The organism is Sphingomonas sp. BL-S-28 (assembly GCF_055521515.1).
Map to the genome: position 1 here is coordinate 2,336,641 of NZ_CM145484.1, position 14,116 is coordinate 2,350,756.

A 14,116-nucleotide genomic window follows, 5' to 3' on the forward strand; every position below is an offset into this window, starting at 1 on the left:
CTATGACCCACCCTTTTGACATGATGCACGCGATTGCGGGCCTTTTGGTCGGCGTGCTCGTGGGTCTGACCGGCGTGGGCGGCGGATCTCTGATGACGCCGCTGCTGGTGCTGATGTTCGGCGTGAACCCGCAGACGGCCGTGGGTACAGATCTGTTGTTCGCGGCGATTACCAAGATCGGCGGATCGGTTGTTCACGGAAAGCGCGAAACGGTGGATTGGACGATCGTTCGCCGCCTGGCCACCGGCAGCATTCCCGCCGCGATCGTCACGCTGCTGGTACTGGCCTACATCGGCAAGATCGGCAAATCGACCGAGAACGTGATCTTGTTTTCGCTGGCGCTGCTGCTGTTCGTCACCGCCGTCGCCGTGGCATCGCGCAAGTGGCTGACGCGCTTCGTTTCCGAAAACAAGCCACCGGTTCCTGCCGGCAAGGTTGCCGCCGGGACCATTATCCTGGGGGCAGTAATTGGCCTTGCCGTGTCGATCTCCTCGGTCGGCGCGGGCGCCATCGGTGTTACCGTTCTGCTGGTGCTCTATCCCCGCCTGCAGGTTTCGCGCCTGGTGGGCTCCGACATCGCCCATGCCGTTCCGCTGGCGCTGATCGCGGGTGCGGGGCACTGGATCATCGGCGACGTCAATCTGGTGCTGCTGGGCAATCTGCTGATCGGTTCGATCCCCGGCGTGATCGTGGGCAGCTACCTTTCATCCCACGCACCGGACAAGGTGCTGCAACCGCTGCTGGCTTGCGTGTTGGCGGTGTCTTCTTGGCAGCTCATGATCAAATCGCAGATGACCGAGAAGGTGAAATCCCCGATCGAGGCTGTAGCGAAAGAGCCGGTTCACTAGAGCATTCTCCAATCGGGTGGGATCACCTGATGGCTGGGAAAAACGCCAAACCAAAAACTTAGAGCAGTCTATCCGACGCGGTTGGATCGACTGCCCTAAAAGCCGGCCTCAGCGTGTAAGCGCTGCCGGTCACATATCCTTCGCAAGTTCGGCTTTGAATGCGTCCAGGCCAATCGGGCGATCCAGAAATGCCTCCACCAGTTGCGCGGCAGGGCGTGTTCCGCCGGGAGCCAGCACGATATCGCGATACCGTTTCGCCGTCGCCCGGTCTCGCAGGCCATGCGTCTGGAATTGGGTAAACATGTCGTCCGCGATCACTTTCGACCAGGTGTAGGTGTAGTAGATCGCCGAATAGCCGTTGAGGTGACTGAAGCTGTCCTGGATCTGATACCACTCCGGCACCGGACCGAAGACGTAGGCCGCGTAGAGCGCGCGCGTTTTCGCACCAAGATCTGCAGGTGCCGGCGACTGATGAAGGCGCAGGGAAATCGTCGAATAGCCGACTTCGCGCAGGGCGTCGAAGCCACGCCCGAAGTAGCGTCCCCGATTGAGCCGGGTAACCAGATCACGCGGTATGGGCTTGCCCGAACCATCGGCGGCGAAAGTGGCCAGCGTGTCGTAATCGTATGCCCACTCTTCCAGCATCTGTGACGGCGCTTCCACGAAGTCCCATTCGTTGGCGACGCCCGATTGCCCGGCCCAGCGCTGCTGCTGGCCGCCAAAGATGTGGTGTAGCATGTGACCGAACTCGTGAAGGAACGTGACCATGTCGTCATGCTCCATAAGCGCCTCTCCACTATTGCCGGCGGAAAGGTTGGTGACCAGCGCTCCCATGGGGACGGTCCTGTCGGAAAGGCCAACGCGCAGCGCTATCATGTTCGCGTGTTCGTATTTGCCGGGGCGTGGGTGGGAATCGAAGTAGAACCGGCCAATCACCGTGCCGTTTTCCAACATCTCGTAGGCTTCGACACCCGGATCCCACTTGGCGGTAGTCCATGGACGGAACTGCACGCCGAAGAGGTCTGACGTCAGTTTCAGGATGCCGTCGCGCACTTTGCCATAAGGCAAGTATTTGCGCATTTCCTGCGCGTCGTAAGCATAATCCCGCTGCAGCACGCGCTGCGAATAGAGCCCGTACTGCCAAAGATCGACCTCTTTGGCGCCGGGCTCGTCCCGCCGCCGTTCGGCGAGCAGGCGATCATAGTCTCGCTGAGCGACAGGGCGCGCGACTTCGTCGACCCCTGAAAGCAAACCCTCCACTTTGGCTGGTGTGTTCAGCATCTTGTCCTCCAGCACCAGCGTCGCGAAATCGCTGCGGCCAAGATCTGCGGCCAGCTCCGCTCGGTCATTCAGCATGGCTGTCAGGCGGACATCGTTCTCCGGATAGCCGCGCGTACGATTGGCGCGTTGCAGTCGTTCGCGCAGGGCATCGCTGCGAGCATAGGACATCACCGGAAATACATCGGTGTAGTCGGTCGACAGGATGACCTTGCCGTTCGGGCCGGGCGGGTGGGTCGCGATGAAATCGGCGGGTAGTCCAGCCAGTTCGGATGGGGTTGCCTCTATCGTCTTTCTGGCGTCGGCAATGCCCTTTTCAAAAGCGGTTCCATTGGCGGAAATACGATCTTGCAAGGCCTGGACGGCCTTGCGGCGATCCGCTGGTTCGCCGACGCCGGCGATTTCAAAATTCTGTAGGATGTTGGCGAGGTAATATCGCGTTGCCGCATCCTCGTGCGAGGCATCAATGGCTTTGAGGCGATCGTAGATGGGGCGCGACAGGCCGATCCGGTTGGTCGCCGCCTGCATCCGAACCTCGCAGGCTGCGCCTGCATCACGCCGCGGGGCATCAGCCATGACTTGGCGATAGAGAACGGATTCGCCCGCGCCCGCCAAAATGAGATCGTAAATATCATCGTATCTCTGGAGCGTGCCGCCAATAGTCGCCGGTCCGCTTTCGGCTTCCAGTTGGGCAGTGCGGGCGTCGATCGCTTGCATCAGGCTATCGCATCGCGCTTTGATCGTCGCTGCATCCGGTGCGCCGGCCAATACCGGGCCGACAAGGCCGTCCACTGCATTGGGCTCGGCCAAGGCGGTGCCGGGAAGCGAAATCGCGGCTCCGGCCAGAAGAATGGCGTATTTGCGTGACTGTGGCTGATGGCGCATGACGATCCCCCGTTCGGCAATAATCCAACAATACTGTTGTATGGCCATTCCGCCAATCCGCACAAATATGGAGTGCACGGAGAGCGCGCAGGTGCAGCCAGGCTGACATGGATTGTAATTGCCTTGGTTTGCCGCCAAGTGCGGTACTATGCCTCGCCCCATGAACAAGACGCCCAAGTCGTCGAAACCGCGCCATGAGCCCGGCCTGCCCACGCGCCAGCAGGTGCTCGATTTCATCCAGAACGCCACGGAGCCGGCCGGCAAGCGCGAGATTGCACGCGCTTTCGGGCTGAAGGGGCAGGAGAAGATCCAGCTCAAGGCACTGCTGAAGGATATGGCCGAGGAAGGCCTGATCGACGGAAAGCGCACGGCTTTCCACCGCATGGGCGGCCTGCCCAAGGTGACCGTGCTGCGCATCGTCGATGTGGACGAGGGCGAGCCCATCGCCATTCCTGACACCTGGACGCCGGACGACGCCACCCCCCCGCCGCGCATTCGCCTGATCGAGAAGGGCCGCTCGGCGCTGAAGAAGGGCGACCGTGTGCTGTCCCGCACGGAAGAGACGCCCACCGGCTGGCGTGCCTATCCGATGAAGAAGCTGATGCTGCGCTCCGAACAGATGCTGGGCGTGGTCGAGATCGACGCTGCGGGCAAGGCCTGGCTGGCCCCGGTCGACAAGCGCATCCGCAACTCCTCACCGATTTCCGATCTTGGCGGTGCCGAGAAGGGCGAACTGGTGCTGGCCGAGCCTATCGGCCGTTCCGCGCGGCCTTCGGTCAAGGTTACCGAAGTGCTGGGCGAACCGCTCGCGCCCAAGGCGTTCAGCCTGATCGCGATCCACAAGCACGGCATTCCCAACCACTTCGACGGCGATACCATTGCCGAGGCAGAGCGCTCAGCGAAGATGCCGCTCAGCCATGAAAAGCGCGAGGATCTGCGGCACCTGCCCATCGTCGCCATCGACCCCTCCGACGCGCGCGACCATGATGACGCGATCTGGGCGGCGCCGAACGAGCAGGGCGGTTTCGATGCGCTCGTCGCCATTGCCGACGTTTCGTTCTATGTCCGCCCCGGCGGCCATATCGACCGCGAGGCGCGGCGGCGCGGCAATTCGGTCTATTTCCCGGACCGCGTCGTGCCGATGCTGCCCGAAGTGCTGAGTGCCGACGTCTGCTCGCTGCGTTCGGGCGAAGATCGCGCGGCGATGGCTTGCCACATGAAGGTCGACGCGCAGGGCAAGGTGACCGAATGGCGCTTCACCCGCGCCATTGTCCGCATCGATGAGGTGATCGCCTATGAAGAGGCGCAGGCCCGCATCGACGAAGACCGCGCGCCCGAGCATCTGAAGCAGCTTTGGGCCTGCTGGAAGCTGCTGGCCGAAGCCCGTGCCGCGCGCGACCCGCTGGAACTCGAACTGCCCGAACGCCGCGTGAAGCTGGACGATCAGGGACGCATCGCCGAAATCGCCATTCGCGAACGGCTCGATGCGCACCGCGTGGTGGAAGATTTCATGATCGCCGCCAACGTCGCCGCTGCGAAGGCGCTGGAAGCCAAGGTCGCGCCGGTCGTCTATCGCATCCACGAGACGCCGAGCCGCGAGAAGCTGACCACGCTGAAGGACTATCTGGCGACGTTCGGCCGCAAGCTCTCGCTGGGGCAGGTCATCACGCCGGGCCTGTTCAACCGCATGCTCAAGGACATCGCGGACGAGAGCGAGAAGGCGCTGATCATGGAGGCCGTCCTGCGCAGCCAGACGCAGGCCTATTACGGGCCGCGCAATGAAGGGCACTTCGGCCTTGCGCTCGGCTCCTATGCGCACTTCACGTCGCCGATCCGCCGCTATGCGGACCTTCTGGTCCACCGCGCGCTGGTCGATGCCTATGGGCTGGAGCAGCCGAAGCCGGATGGCGACATCCCGGCGACTTCGGGCCTGTCCGATCGCGACCGCGACGATCTCGGTCGCGTCAGTGAGGCAATCAGCACCGCCGAACGCCGCGCCATGGAGGCAGAGCGCGAGACGATCGATCGCTATGTGGCGGCTTGGCTGTCCGGCCGCGTCGGGCAGGTCTTCGACACCCGCATCACCGGCGTGCAGAAGTTCGGCTTCTTCGCGACGATCATCAGCCTCGGCGGCGATGGCCTCGTCCCGGTCTCGACCTTGGGCGACGAGCGCTTCGCCTATGACGAGAAGGCGCAAGTCCTCCAAGGCGAAAGCACGGGCACCAGCTACGCCGTCGGCCAGATCTTGCGTCTGCGACTGGCGGAAGCGAATCCGCTGACCGGCGCGCTGAAGTTCGAACTGGAAGAAGGCGGCGGCCGCATCGAACAGCGCGGCAGGCCGCAGGCGCAGCCGCTCAAGAAGAAGGGCAAGCACTTCGTCGGCCAGCGCGGGCGGCCCGGCAACATCCGGCACCAAGGCCGGAAGAAGAAGTGAGGCAATCGGCTCCGATCCGGAGCCGATAAATCTGGGGCTTAGCTCAGGCGCTCGATCGCTTCGGCATCGAGCGTCCCCGGGATCACGAAAACGGGGCAGGGCATGTGGCCAAGGCCGGCCCCAGTGAAGTGCGCGACCAGCGGCCCCGGACCGCCTTCCTTCGCCGCGCCCAGAACGAGTGCGGAAACCTCCGGATGCTCCTTCAGGTATTCGCGCACGATCTTGATATCCTCGCCCATGCGGACGGAGATCACCGGCATCTTTGCACCTTGGGAAAGCAGGTTTCCGGCCGCCGCCGTCACCAGCGTTTCCGCGCGCGCGCGGGCTTCTTCCTCGATCGTGGCCTGTACGCCGCCGAAGGCATTGAACGGCTGCGGCGGTACCAGAGCGAGAAGATGCAGCACGCCGTCGGTCTTGGCCGCGCGGCGGGCGGAGAACTGAAGGGCGACCAGCGCCTCTTCCGTCTCGTCTACAATAACCAGATAGACGCGCATGATTTTTAGCCTTGATCCCCTTGGGATGCGCTTATCAGGCCATTCAGGTCTCTGCGCAAGGGATCACGAATGGCGAAAGGATTGCGAAGGCGCTTGTATGCTGCGCGCAACTTGTCCAAGGAAAGGCCAACCCCGCACACCTCCCCAGGATAACAAGGGACTCACAAGCTTCCATGCCCATCGAGATCAAGATGCCCGCCCTGTCCCCCACGATGGAAGAGGGGAAACTGGCGAAATGGCTGGTTAAGGAAGGCGATACCGTCAACTCCGGCGACATCATGGCCGAAATCGAAACCGACAAGGCCACGATGGAATTCGAAGCCGTCGACGAAGGCGTCGTCGGCAAGATTCTGGTGCCCGAAGGTACCGAAGGCGTGAAGGTCGGCACCGTGATCGCCGTGATCGCCGGTGAAGGCGAAGACGCCAGCGCCGTTGCCGCCGCCCCCGCCAAGGCCGATACGCCTGCCGCTCCGGCTCCGGCTCCGGCCGCTGCGCCTGCTGCCGCTGCTGCCCCGGCTCCCGCCGCTTCGGCACCGGCTGCTGCTCCGGCCAGCAAGGACGGCCGCGTGGTCGCCTCGCCGCTTGCCAAGCGCGTTGCCGTCGCCAAGGGCGTCGACCTCGCTTCGGTTTCCGGCACCGGCCCCAAGGGCCGCATCGTCAAGGCCGACGTTGAAGCCGCTCAGCCCGGCACCGCCGCGCCGAAGGCTGCCGCTCCGGCTCCGACTGCTGCACCCGTTGCCGCTCCTGCTGGCGAAGCGAAGCCCGCTTCGGTCGAAATGGCGGCCGAAACCCGCGCTCTGCTTGACGACCGCATCCCGCACACCGTCGAAAAGCTGTCGGGCATGCGCAAGACCATCGCGCGTCGCCTTACCCAGTCGATGCAGGAAGCGCCGCACATCTACCTCACCGTGGACGTGCGCCTCGACAAGCTGATGGCCCTGCGTGCCGAGATCAACTCCATGCTCGAAAAGCAGGGCGTGAAGGTTTCGGTCAACGACATGCTGATCAAGGCCCTTGGCCGCGCGCTGATCGACGTGCCGGAGTGCAACGTGACCTTCGCGGGTAACGAGTTGATCAAGTATGCCCGTGCCGACGTTTCGGTTGCCGTTTCGATCCCGGGCGGCCTGATCACCCCGATCGTCCAGAACGCCAACGGCAAGTCGTTCTCCGAAATCGCCAAGGCGACCAAGGACCTTGGCAAGCGCGCCAAGGAAGGCAAGCTGCAGCCGGGCGAGTATCAGGGCGGTACCGCCTCGATCTCGAACATGGGCATGATGGGCATCAAGCAGTTCACGGCCGTGATCAACCCGCCGCAGGCGACGATCATCGCCGTCGGCGCGGGTGAGAAGCGCCCGTGGGTCATGCCCGACGATTCGCTGGGCGTCGCCACCGTCATGAGCGCGACCGGCAGCTTCGACCACCGTGCGGTGGACGGTGCCGACGGTGCCCGCCTGATGGCCGCCTTCCGCGAATATATCGAAACGCCGCTGGGCATGGTTGCCTGAGATGGAAGACAAGACCAGCGGTTGCCCGCGTGACCCGGTGATCCGGGTCACGGCAATGCCGGCCGATGCCAACGCCTATGGCGACATCTTCGGCGGCTGGCTGATGAGCCAGATGGACATGGGGGCCGGTTTGATCGCCGCCCGCCGTTCGCGCGGCCGCGCGGTCACCGTCGCCATGGACGGCACCCAGTTCCACCTGCCCGTAAAGGTAGGTGACGAGGTTTCCGTCTATGGTGAGATCAAGCGGGTCGGCCGCACCTCGATGACGATCGCCATCGAGGCGTGGCGCCGCCATCGGCATGAAGAAGAAGAAGTGAAGGTGACGCAGGCCGTGTTCACCTTCGTCGCGGTGAACGAATTCGGCAAACCGCGCGTCATCGATCAGGAGAAGTAAGACAGTGGCTGATACCTATGACGTCATCGTCCTCGGCTCGGGCCCCGGTGGCTATGTCGCGGCGATCCGTTCCGCGCAGCTTGGCCTGAAGACCGCCATCGTCGAGCGTGAACTGCTCGGCGGCATCTGCCTCAACTGGGGCTGCATCCCGACCAAGGCGCTGCTGCGCTCGGCCGAGGTGTTCCACCAGATGAAGCACGCCAAGAACTACGGCCTTGCCGCCGACAACATCACGGCGGACCTGAATGCCGTCGTCCAGCGTTCGCGCGGCGTTGCCAAGCAGCTGAATCAGGGCGTCACGCACCTGATGAAGAAGAACAAGATCGCCGTGCACATGGGCACCGGCAAGCTTGTCGCGCCCGGTAAGCTGGAAGTGACCGGCGAGAAGGGCACCGAAACCCTCACCGCCAAGCACATCATCATCGCCACCGGCGCCCGCGCCCGCGACCTGCCGAACGCCAAGGCGGACGGTGAGCGCGTGTGGACCTATCGCCACGCGATGACGCCCAAGGAAATGCCCAGCAAGCTGCTGGTCATCGGCTCGGGCGCGATCGGGATCGAATTCGCCAGCTTCTACAACGACATGGGCGTTGACGTCACGGTCGTGGAGATGATGGACCGCATCGTGCCAGTGGAAGATGCCGACGTTTCGGCCTTCCTCGAAAAGCAGCTGACCAAGCAGGGCATGAAGATCATGACCGGCGCCAAGACCAGCGATCTGGCCGTTGGCAAGGACGGCGTGAAGGTGACCATCACCGACAAGGCCGGCAAGGCCGCTGCGCATGAATTCAGCCACATGATCGTCGCCATCGGCATCGTGCCGAACGTCGAGAACATCGGTCTGGAAGATCTGGGCATCGAGCCGGACAAGCGCTTCCACATCAAGACGGACGACTACGGCCGCACCAACGTCAAGGGCATCTGGGCTATCGGCGACTGCGTGGACGGCCCCTGGCTGGCACACAAGGCCAGCCATGAAGGCGTTACCGCGGCTGAGGCGATCGCTCAGGAACTGGGCAACAAGGACGTCCATCCGCACGCGCTTGATCGCAACAACATCCCGGGCTGCACCTACTGCCACCCGCAGATCGCATCGGTCGGCATGACCGAAGCGAAGGCGAAGGAAGCGGGCTACGACGTGAAGGCCGGCACCTTCCCGTTCATCGGCAATGGCAAGGCCATCGCGCTGGGCGAGCCGGAAGGCTTCGTGAAGACGGTGTTCGACGCCAAGACCGGCGAACTGCTGGGCGCCCACATGATCGGTGCGGAAGTGACCGAGATGATCCAGGGCTACGTCGTCGGCAAGACGCTGGAAACCACCGAAGCCGAACTGATGCAGACCGTGTTCCCGCACCCGACGATCTCGGAAGCGATGCACGAATCGGTTCTGGCAGCTTACGGCCGCGCGCTTCACATCTGAGGCAGCGACCAGTAGCGGAAATGCGAAGGGCGGGCCTGCGAAGGCTCGCCCTTTTCGTTTGAGCTCAGACCGTGCTCCCGGCCCCTGCAGCGCGGGCAATGTGTTCGAACACGGCGGTGTGGAGTGGTTCTGCGAAAGCGCAGCCGATGGTGTTGCCGCTGGTCCAGCAGATCCGCGCGCTCAGCATCTGAAGGCCGGGAATGCGGATGCGCAGCGGCATGTCTTCGCGCGCATCGGGAAGCCAGGCGATGCGGAAACCGCCGGGCGAAAGATCCTCCAGACGGGCAACCTTCCAGGGGCGCGTGCCCTGACGCACTTCGCACAGGAGCGAAAGGTCCACGCGGGCCCCGCGTTCAAGCTGATCCACGTCGTGGGGGGAAACGATTTGCAAGACAACCTCCGCCAAATGGATAGCTGTCTTGCAAGTTCGAGGCTTACCAAGGGGTTAGCGCCGCTGACGAATAGCGCCAGACTGGAGCAAACCCGTCAGCCGAAAGTCTTGGAAAGCACCACCAGCGTCGGATCGCCGGGGAACGATTCGGGGCTGAAACCCTTGTCGCGCTCCACTTCGATGGCGGCGCTGTTCTCGCGGCTTTCGATCGACATCACGCGCTTGCAGCCGCGGGCTTCGGCCTGCTTGCCCAGAAAATCGAGCATGGCCCAGCCCACGCCCTTACCCTTGTGATCGGCGCGCACGGAAATCGCCACTTCGGCGGTTTCCAGCGAATCGTCATAGGCCAGCACGCCGGACGCCACGATCTCGGCACTGGCCTTGTTCACGCCCAGCCACGATTCGGTGCGGAAGTGATCGGCGGTGACCAGCGGCGCGATCTGCTGCGCGCTCACCCGGTCTGCCGCTGCGAAGAAGCGGAAGCGCCGGTCTTCGTCGGTCACCTGTTCGAAAAAGGATGTCAGATCCGCTTCGTCGCTCTCGTTGGCGGGGCGGACTTCGAGTTCGATGCCGGAACGGGTGGGAAGGGTGATGACGTCATTGAGGGACATGGACGAGACTCCGCAGAAAAGTGCTGGGTCGAGAAGTGCCGGTACCTTGGATCGCGGCGAGGGGCAGGGCCTTGATCTGGATCAGTTCCATTCCCCTCACGATCCCGCCGCTGTGGTCGCGACGCGGGTGCGGGGATAGCACAGGCCGCGCCGCATGTCGCCCACGGCCGCGTGGACCGGTGCGCAAGTGCACGAATCCGCTGCGTTTCGTCTCGACTGCGGGACACCATTGGGCGGACGGAAATGCCGAATTGGCCGGTTGCAACTGGCACTCGTTCCGCCAATCTCTAATGTCTGTTGTCGAAGCGATTGCGCGGGCCTGCCAGATGCTGGCAGAAGGTCCGCAATTGCCGGAAAAGCTCCACCGGAGAGGAGAAATGCATCATGGCCGAGGCCATCTACCCCGTGCCCACGGAATGGGCGAAGAACGCCCTGATCGACGAGGCGCGCTACCTTGAGTTGTATCAGCGTTCGATCGACGATCCCGATGGTTTCTGGCGCGAGGAAGCCCAGCGTCTCGACTGGATCAAACCATTCAGCGTCGTAAAGCAGACCAGCTTTCATGAGGCGGACTTCGGCATTTCCTGGTTCACCGACGGCACGCTGAATCTCTCCGCCAACTGCCTCGACCGGCATCTGGCGACGCGCGGCGATGATATTGCGATCCTCTGGGAACCGGACGATCCAAAGAACCCCGAACGCCGCATCACCTATCGCGAATTGCACGAATCGGTCTGCCGCTTCGCCAACCTGCTGAAGGCGCGCGGCGTGAAGAAGGGTGAGCGCGTCACCATCTATCTGCCGATGGTGCCTGAGGCTGCCGTCGCCATGCTGGCCTGCGCGCGCATCGGCGCGATCCATTCGATCGTCTTCGCCGGCTTCTCTCCGGACGCTCTCGCTGGCCGTATTCAGGACTGCGACAGCCGTATCGTCCTCACCAGCGACGAGGGGCTGCGCGGCGGCAAGAAGGTCGCCCTCAAGGCCAATGTCGACGAAGCGCTGAAGGCCTGCCCGGGCGTGGAGAGCGTGATCGTGCTCAGCCATACCGGCGCCGGCGTACCGATGGTGGAAGGCCGCGATATCGACTGGGCCTCGGCCGTGGCGCAGCAGTCCGCCGATTGCCCGCCCGAGGAGATGAACGCCGAGGATCCGCTGTTCATCCTCTACACCTCCGGCTCCACGGGCAAGCCTAAGGGAGTGCTCCACACCACCGGCGGTTATTCGGTCTGGGCATCGATGACGCATGAATACGTTTTCGATTACCGCCCCGGCCAGATCTACTGGTGCGCGGCCGATATCGGCTGGGTGACCGGGCATTCCTACGTCGTCTACGGCCCACTGATGAACGGCGCGACCACGGTGATGTTCGAAGGCGTGCCCAACTTCCCCGACGCCAGCCGCTTCTGGCAGGTGGTCGACAAGTTCCGGGTGGAGATCTTCTACGGCGCCCCCACCGCACTGCGCGCACTGATGCGCGAGGGCGATGACTTCGTGAAGAAGACCAGCCGCAAGAGCCTGCGCCTGCTCGGCTCGGTGGGCGAGCCCATCAATCCCGAGGCGTGGGAATGGTATCACAAGGTCGTGGGCGAGGGGCGCTGCCCGATCGTCGACACCTGGTGGCAGACCGAGACCGGCGGCGCCATGATCACCCCGTTGCCCGGCGCCACCGCGCTCAAGCCCGGTTCCGCCAGCAAGCCGATGTTCGGCGTGAAACCGATGCTACTCGACAACGACGGCACGGTGCTGGACGGTGCAACCGATGGCTGCCTTGTCATCGCCGATAGCTGGCCGGGCCAGATGCGCACCGTCTGGGGCGATCATGAACGCTTCTTCCAGACCTATTTCACCACATTTGCCGGCTATTACTTCACGGGCGACGGCTGCCGCCGCGATGCGGACGATTACTACTGGATCACCGGCCGCATCGACGATGTCATCAACGTGTCCGGCCACCGCATGGGCACGGCGGAGATCGAATCCGCGCTCGTCGCCCATCCGGCCGTGGCGGAGGCGGCGGTCGTCGGCATGCCGCACGAGATCAAGGGGCAGGGCATCTATGCCTTCGTCACCTGCAACGCCGAAGTCGAGCCGGACGAGGCGCTGCGCAAGGAACTGATCAAGTGGGTCCGCCACGAGATCGGCCCGATCGCCACGCCGGACGTGATCCAGTTCGCGCCGGGCCTACCCAAGACCCGTTCGGGCAAGATCATGCGCCGCATCTTGCGCAAGATCGGCGAGAACGATTTCTCCAACCTTGGCGACATCTCTACGCTGGCCGATCCCTCGGTCGTCGAAAACCTGATCGCCAATCGCCCGCAACCGGCCACGGCATAAGTCGCGCCAATCCACGCCCATGCTCCGGCCAATCCGGGGCATGGGTGAGGTGGCTCCGGCGACGGGTGAGGGCGCGATATGTAGTCTGAGGGAAAGTGGTGACCCCGGCGCGATTCGAACGCGCGGCCTACAGATTAGGAATCTGTCGCTCTATCCGGCTGAGCTACGGGGCCACTGCGGTTTGTGCCGCATCGGAAAATGGCCGGGCTCTCCGCGATCCGCCTTGAAGGCGAAAGTGGGGAACTGATCACATTCCGTGGGCAATCCGATAACTACCCGCTCTCGTGCGATCAATCCCGGATTGCACCGCAAATGCCAAATCATGCGAATTTTGGTGTGCAATTTCTGCCGGTAACGGTGGTTTTCCGGGTTGTTGAGATGAACCTGCCCGTGTGGCGGGGACGTCCGGCTGTCGGCGGCACTCAACAGCTAGGTCCACAGGACGCATGCCATGCGCCGATTGCGACTTTCAGGCACCCCTGCATCCCTACTGGAGGCGAATAAAAAGCTGACATCGCGGGCTTTGCCGGGTGGGGGAAAGCGTGCGACCGCCAGGATAGTTCCCGCAATTATTGCTGCGATGGGCCCTTGCGGATTAACTTTCTGACACTCAGCATCCTATTCGCGTTCTGATCGTTGTACCTGGTGTGCAATCTCGCCCTTGCATTTGCGCGTGCGACAGTCGGGACTGATCTATTGAGCTCACTAGAAAATAATCAAACAGGGAATCAGGATGAGGGCATGGCTCATGGCAGTGAGCATGTTTTCCATCACAGGCTTGATGCGATAGAGAAAAGCCTTTCCAGCCTTGTAGGTGGTTTACAAATCCTGACACCGATGCTTCGAGAACATGACAGGGAGCGATATGTTCCCGATGTTCTTGGGCAAATTTCAGGGTGCGGCGAATTCGACGCAGAAAAATTGGGAAGGGCCGCGCGGCAGATTTACCGCAGTCGCCGAAAACGGGATGCCTTGATGCCCGCTCACTTGTTTGGTGAGCCGGCTTGGGATCTTCTCCTCGATCTCTTCGCTTCAACGTGTGAGGGGCGCAAGATTTCGATAACCTCCGCGTGCGTCGCATCATCGGTTCCATCGACCACAGCGCTTCGCTGGATATCGCTTCTGGTGGATGCGGGCTTTGTGATCCGGACGGTGGATCACACGGATGGCAGGCGCACCTTTGTGAATCTTACCCCAAAGGGGTACACCATAATGACCGAATATCTTCAGAATTACCTGAATATCTAAATATACCACGGGTGTGGGTCGCGCTCCCGCGGTATGCGTGTTAGCCCCCGATACGCATATCGAAAGGTCGAAAATGGGCGGACAAAAAATCTCGCTGGATGATGCGCGAGATATTCTGGAGCACTTGGAGAAAGCGCTGCATCTGCTGGATGAAGCGGGCCAGGAACGAATTGCCGTGCACGTCCAGATGGCAATCGACCTGTTTCAGGGATCGGCGGTTATCGCAGCGGAACAGAATGGAGCGGCGCCGATCAGTCCCTGATCCTATCCGCCT

At 62.8% G+C, this 14,116-nt stretch carries 12 protein-coding genes and 1 tRNA gene; 8 read left to right on the forward strand and 5 right to left on the reverse strand.

The features are described 5' to 3' along the window. Nucleotides 1-2: 2 nt before the first annotated feature. Entirely contained in the window at nt 3-848 is an 846-nt protein-coding gene (locus ACZ1JC_RS19815; protein ID WP_465135252.1) for a sulfite exporter TauE/SafE family protein, read from the forward strand. A 129-nt stretch (nt 849-977) separates the two neighbouring features. Here ACZ1JC_RS19815 and ACZ1JC_RS19820 read toward each other — a convergent pair whose 3' ends face one another. Next, nucleotides 978-3,188 carry a M3 family metallopeptidase gene (locus ACZ1JC_RS19820; protein WP_465135251.1) on the reverse strand — a complete coding sequence of 737 codons (2,211 nt, stop codon included), beginning with the start codon at nt 3,186-3,188 and terminating at the stop codon, nt 978-980. Between ACZ1JC_RS19820 and rnr the strand changes: the two genes are divergently transcribed. After that, nucleotides 3,172-5,445 (forward strand): ribonuclease R, encoded by a 2,274-nt coding sequence (gene rnr / locus ACZ1JC_RS19825; protein ID WP_465135250.1) that lies wholly within the window; start codon nt 3,172-3,174, stop codon nt 5,443-5,445. The two genes, ACZ1JC_RS19820 and rnr, sit on opposite strands and share 17 nt — an antisense overlap. A 38-nt stretch (nt 5,446-5,483) precedes the next feature. On the opposite strand, the gene ACZ1JC_RS19830 is transcribed toward rnr, so the two are convergent. Continuing rightward, nucleotides 5,484-5,939 carry a universal stress protein gene (locus ACZ1JC_RS19830; protein ID WP_465135249.1) on the reverse strand — a complete coding sequence of 152 codons (456 nt, stop codon included), beginning with the start codon at nt 5,937-5,939 and terminating at the stop codon, nt 5,484-5,486. Between the two features lie 173 nt (nt 5,940-6,112). Between ACZ1JC_RS19830 and ACZ1JC_RS19835 the strand changes: the two genes are divergently transcribed. From ACZ1JC_RS19835 to lpdA, 3 genes are read left to right on the forward strand one after another with little or no spacing between them, the layout of a single operon-like run. Beyond that, entirely contained in the window at nt 6,113-7,444 is a 1,332-nt protein-coding gene (locus tag ACZ1JC_RS19835; RefSeq protein ID WP_465135248.1) for a pyruvate dehydrogenase complex dihydrolipoamide acetyltransferase, read from the forward strand. Between the two features lies 1 nt (nt 7,445). Further along, nucleotides 7,446-7,838: an acyl-CoA thioesterase gene (locus ACZ1JC_RS19840; RefSeq protein WP_465135247.1), complete on the forward strand. Its 393-nt coding sequence runs from the start codon at nt 7,446-7,448 to the stop codon at nt 7,836-7,838. 4 nt (nt 7,839-7,842) lie between these two features. Then, complete coding sequence (gene lpdA / locus ACZ1JC_RS19845; protein ID WP_465135246.1) at nt 7,843-9,258, forward strand: dihydrolipoyl dehydrogenase; 1,416 nt, start codon at nt 7,843-7,845, stop codon at nt 9,256-9,258. Between the two features lie 64 nt (nt 9,259-9,322). On the opposite strand, the gene ACZ1JC_RS19850 is transcribed toward lpdA, so the two are convergent. After that, nucleotides 9,323-9,649 (reverse strand): PilZ domain-containing protein, encoded by a 327-nt coding sequence (locus ACZ1JC_RS19850; protein ID WP_465135245.1) that lies wholly within the window; start codon nt 9,647-9,649, stop codon nt 9,323-9,325. A 95-nt stretch (nt 9,650-9,744) separates the two neighbouring features. After that, complete coding sequence (locus ACZ1JC_RS19855) at nt 9,745-10,260, reverse strand: N-acetyltransferase family protein (protein WP_465135244.1); 516 nt, start codon at nt 10,258-10,260, stop codon at nt 9,745-9,747. A gap of 384 nt (nt 10,261-10,644) precedes the next feature. On the opposite strand from ACZ1JC_RS19855, the gene acs reads away from it, so the two are divergent. Next, nucleotides 10,645-12,594, forward strand: a complete 1,950-nt coding sequence (gene acs, locus ACZ1JC_RS19860; protein ID WP_465135243.1) for an acetate--CoA ligase — start codon at nt 10,645-10,647, stop codon at nt 12,592-12,594. A 96-nt stretch (nt 12,595-12,690) separates the two neighbouring features. Here the strand turns inward: acs and ACZ1JC_RS19865 are convergent. Beyond that, nucleotides 12,691-12,767, reverse strand: a tRNA-Arg gene (locus ACZ1JC_RS19865). 523 nt (nt 12,768-13,290) lie between these two features. Between ACZ1JC_RS19865 and ACZ1JC_RS19870 the strand changes: the two genes are divergently transcribed. Both ACZ1JC_RS19870 and ACZ1JC_RS19875 read left to right on the forward strand, forming a co-directional pair. Next, nucleotides 13,291-13,842 (forward strand): MarR family transcriptional regulator, encoded by a 552-nt coding sequence (locus tag ACZ1JC_RS19870; protein WP_465135242.1) that lies wholly within the window; start codon nt 13,291-13,293, stop codon nt 13,840-13,842. A gap of 73 nt (nt 13,843-13,915) precedes the next feature. Next, the gene (locus ACZ1JC_RS19875) at nt 13,916-14,104 is read left to right on the forward strand and encodes a hypothetical protein (RefSeq protein WP_465135241.1); all 189 of its coding nucleotides are present in this window, start codon (nt 13,916-13,918) and stop codon (nt 14,102-14,104) included. Nucleotides 14,105-14,116 lie beyond the last annotated feature (12 nt).

Bases quoted from the DNA above. Each gene is read 5' to 3' on its own strand.
- ACZ1JC_RS19840 (WP_465135247.1), top strand. From the start codon at position 7,446: ATGGAAGACAAGACCAGCGGTTGCCCGCGTGACCCGGTGATCCGGGTC.
- ACZ1JC_RS19855 (WP_465135244.1), bottom strand. From the start codon at position 10,260: ATGTCCCTCAATGACGTCATCACCCTTCCCACCCGTTCCGGCATCGAA.
- ACZ1JC_RS19830 (WP_465135249.1), bottom strand. From the start codon at position 5,939: ATGCGCGTCTATCTGGTTATTGTAGACGAGACGGAAGAGGCGCTGGTC.
- ACZ1JC_RS19815 (WP_465135252.1), top strand. From the start codon at position 3: ATGACCCACCCTTTTGACATGATGCACGCGATTGCGGGCCTTTTGGTC.
- ACZ1JC_RS19835 (WP_465135248.1), top strand. From the start codon at position 6,113: ATGCCCATCGAGATCAAGATGCCCGCCCTGTCCCCCACGATGGAAGAG.
- ACZ1JC_RS19875 (WP_465135241.1), top strand. From the start codon at position 13,916: ATGGGCGGACAAAAAATCTCGCTGGATGATGCGCGAGATATTCTGGAG.
- acs (WP_465135243.1), top strand. From the start codon at position 10,645: ATGGCCGAGGCCATCTACCCCGTGCCCACGGAATGGGCGAAGAACGCC.
- rnr (WP_465135250.1), top strand. From the start codon at position 3,172: ATGAACAAGACGCCCAAGTCGTCGAAACCGCGCCATGAGCCCGGCCTG.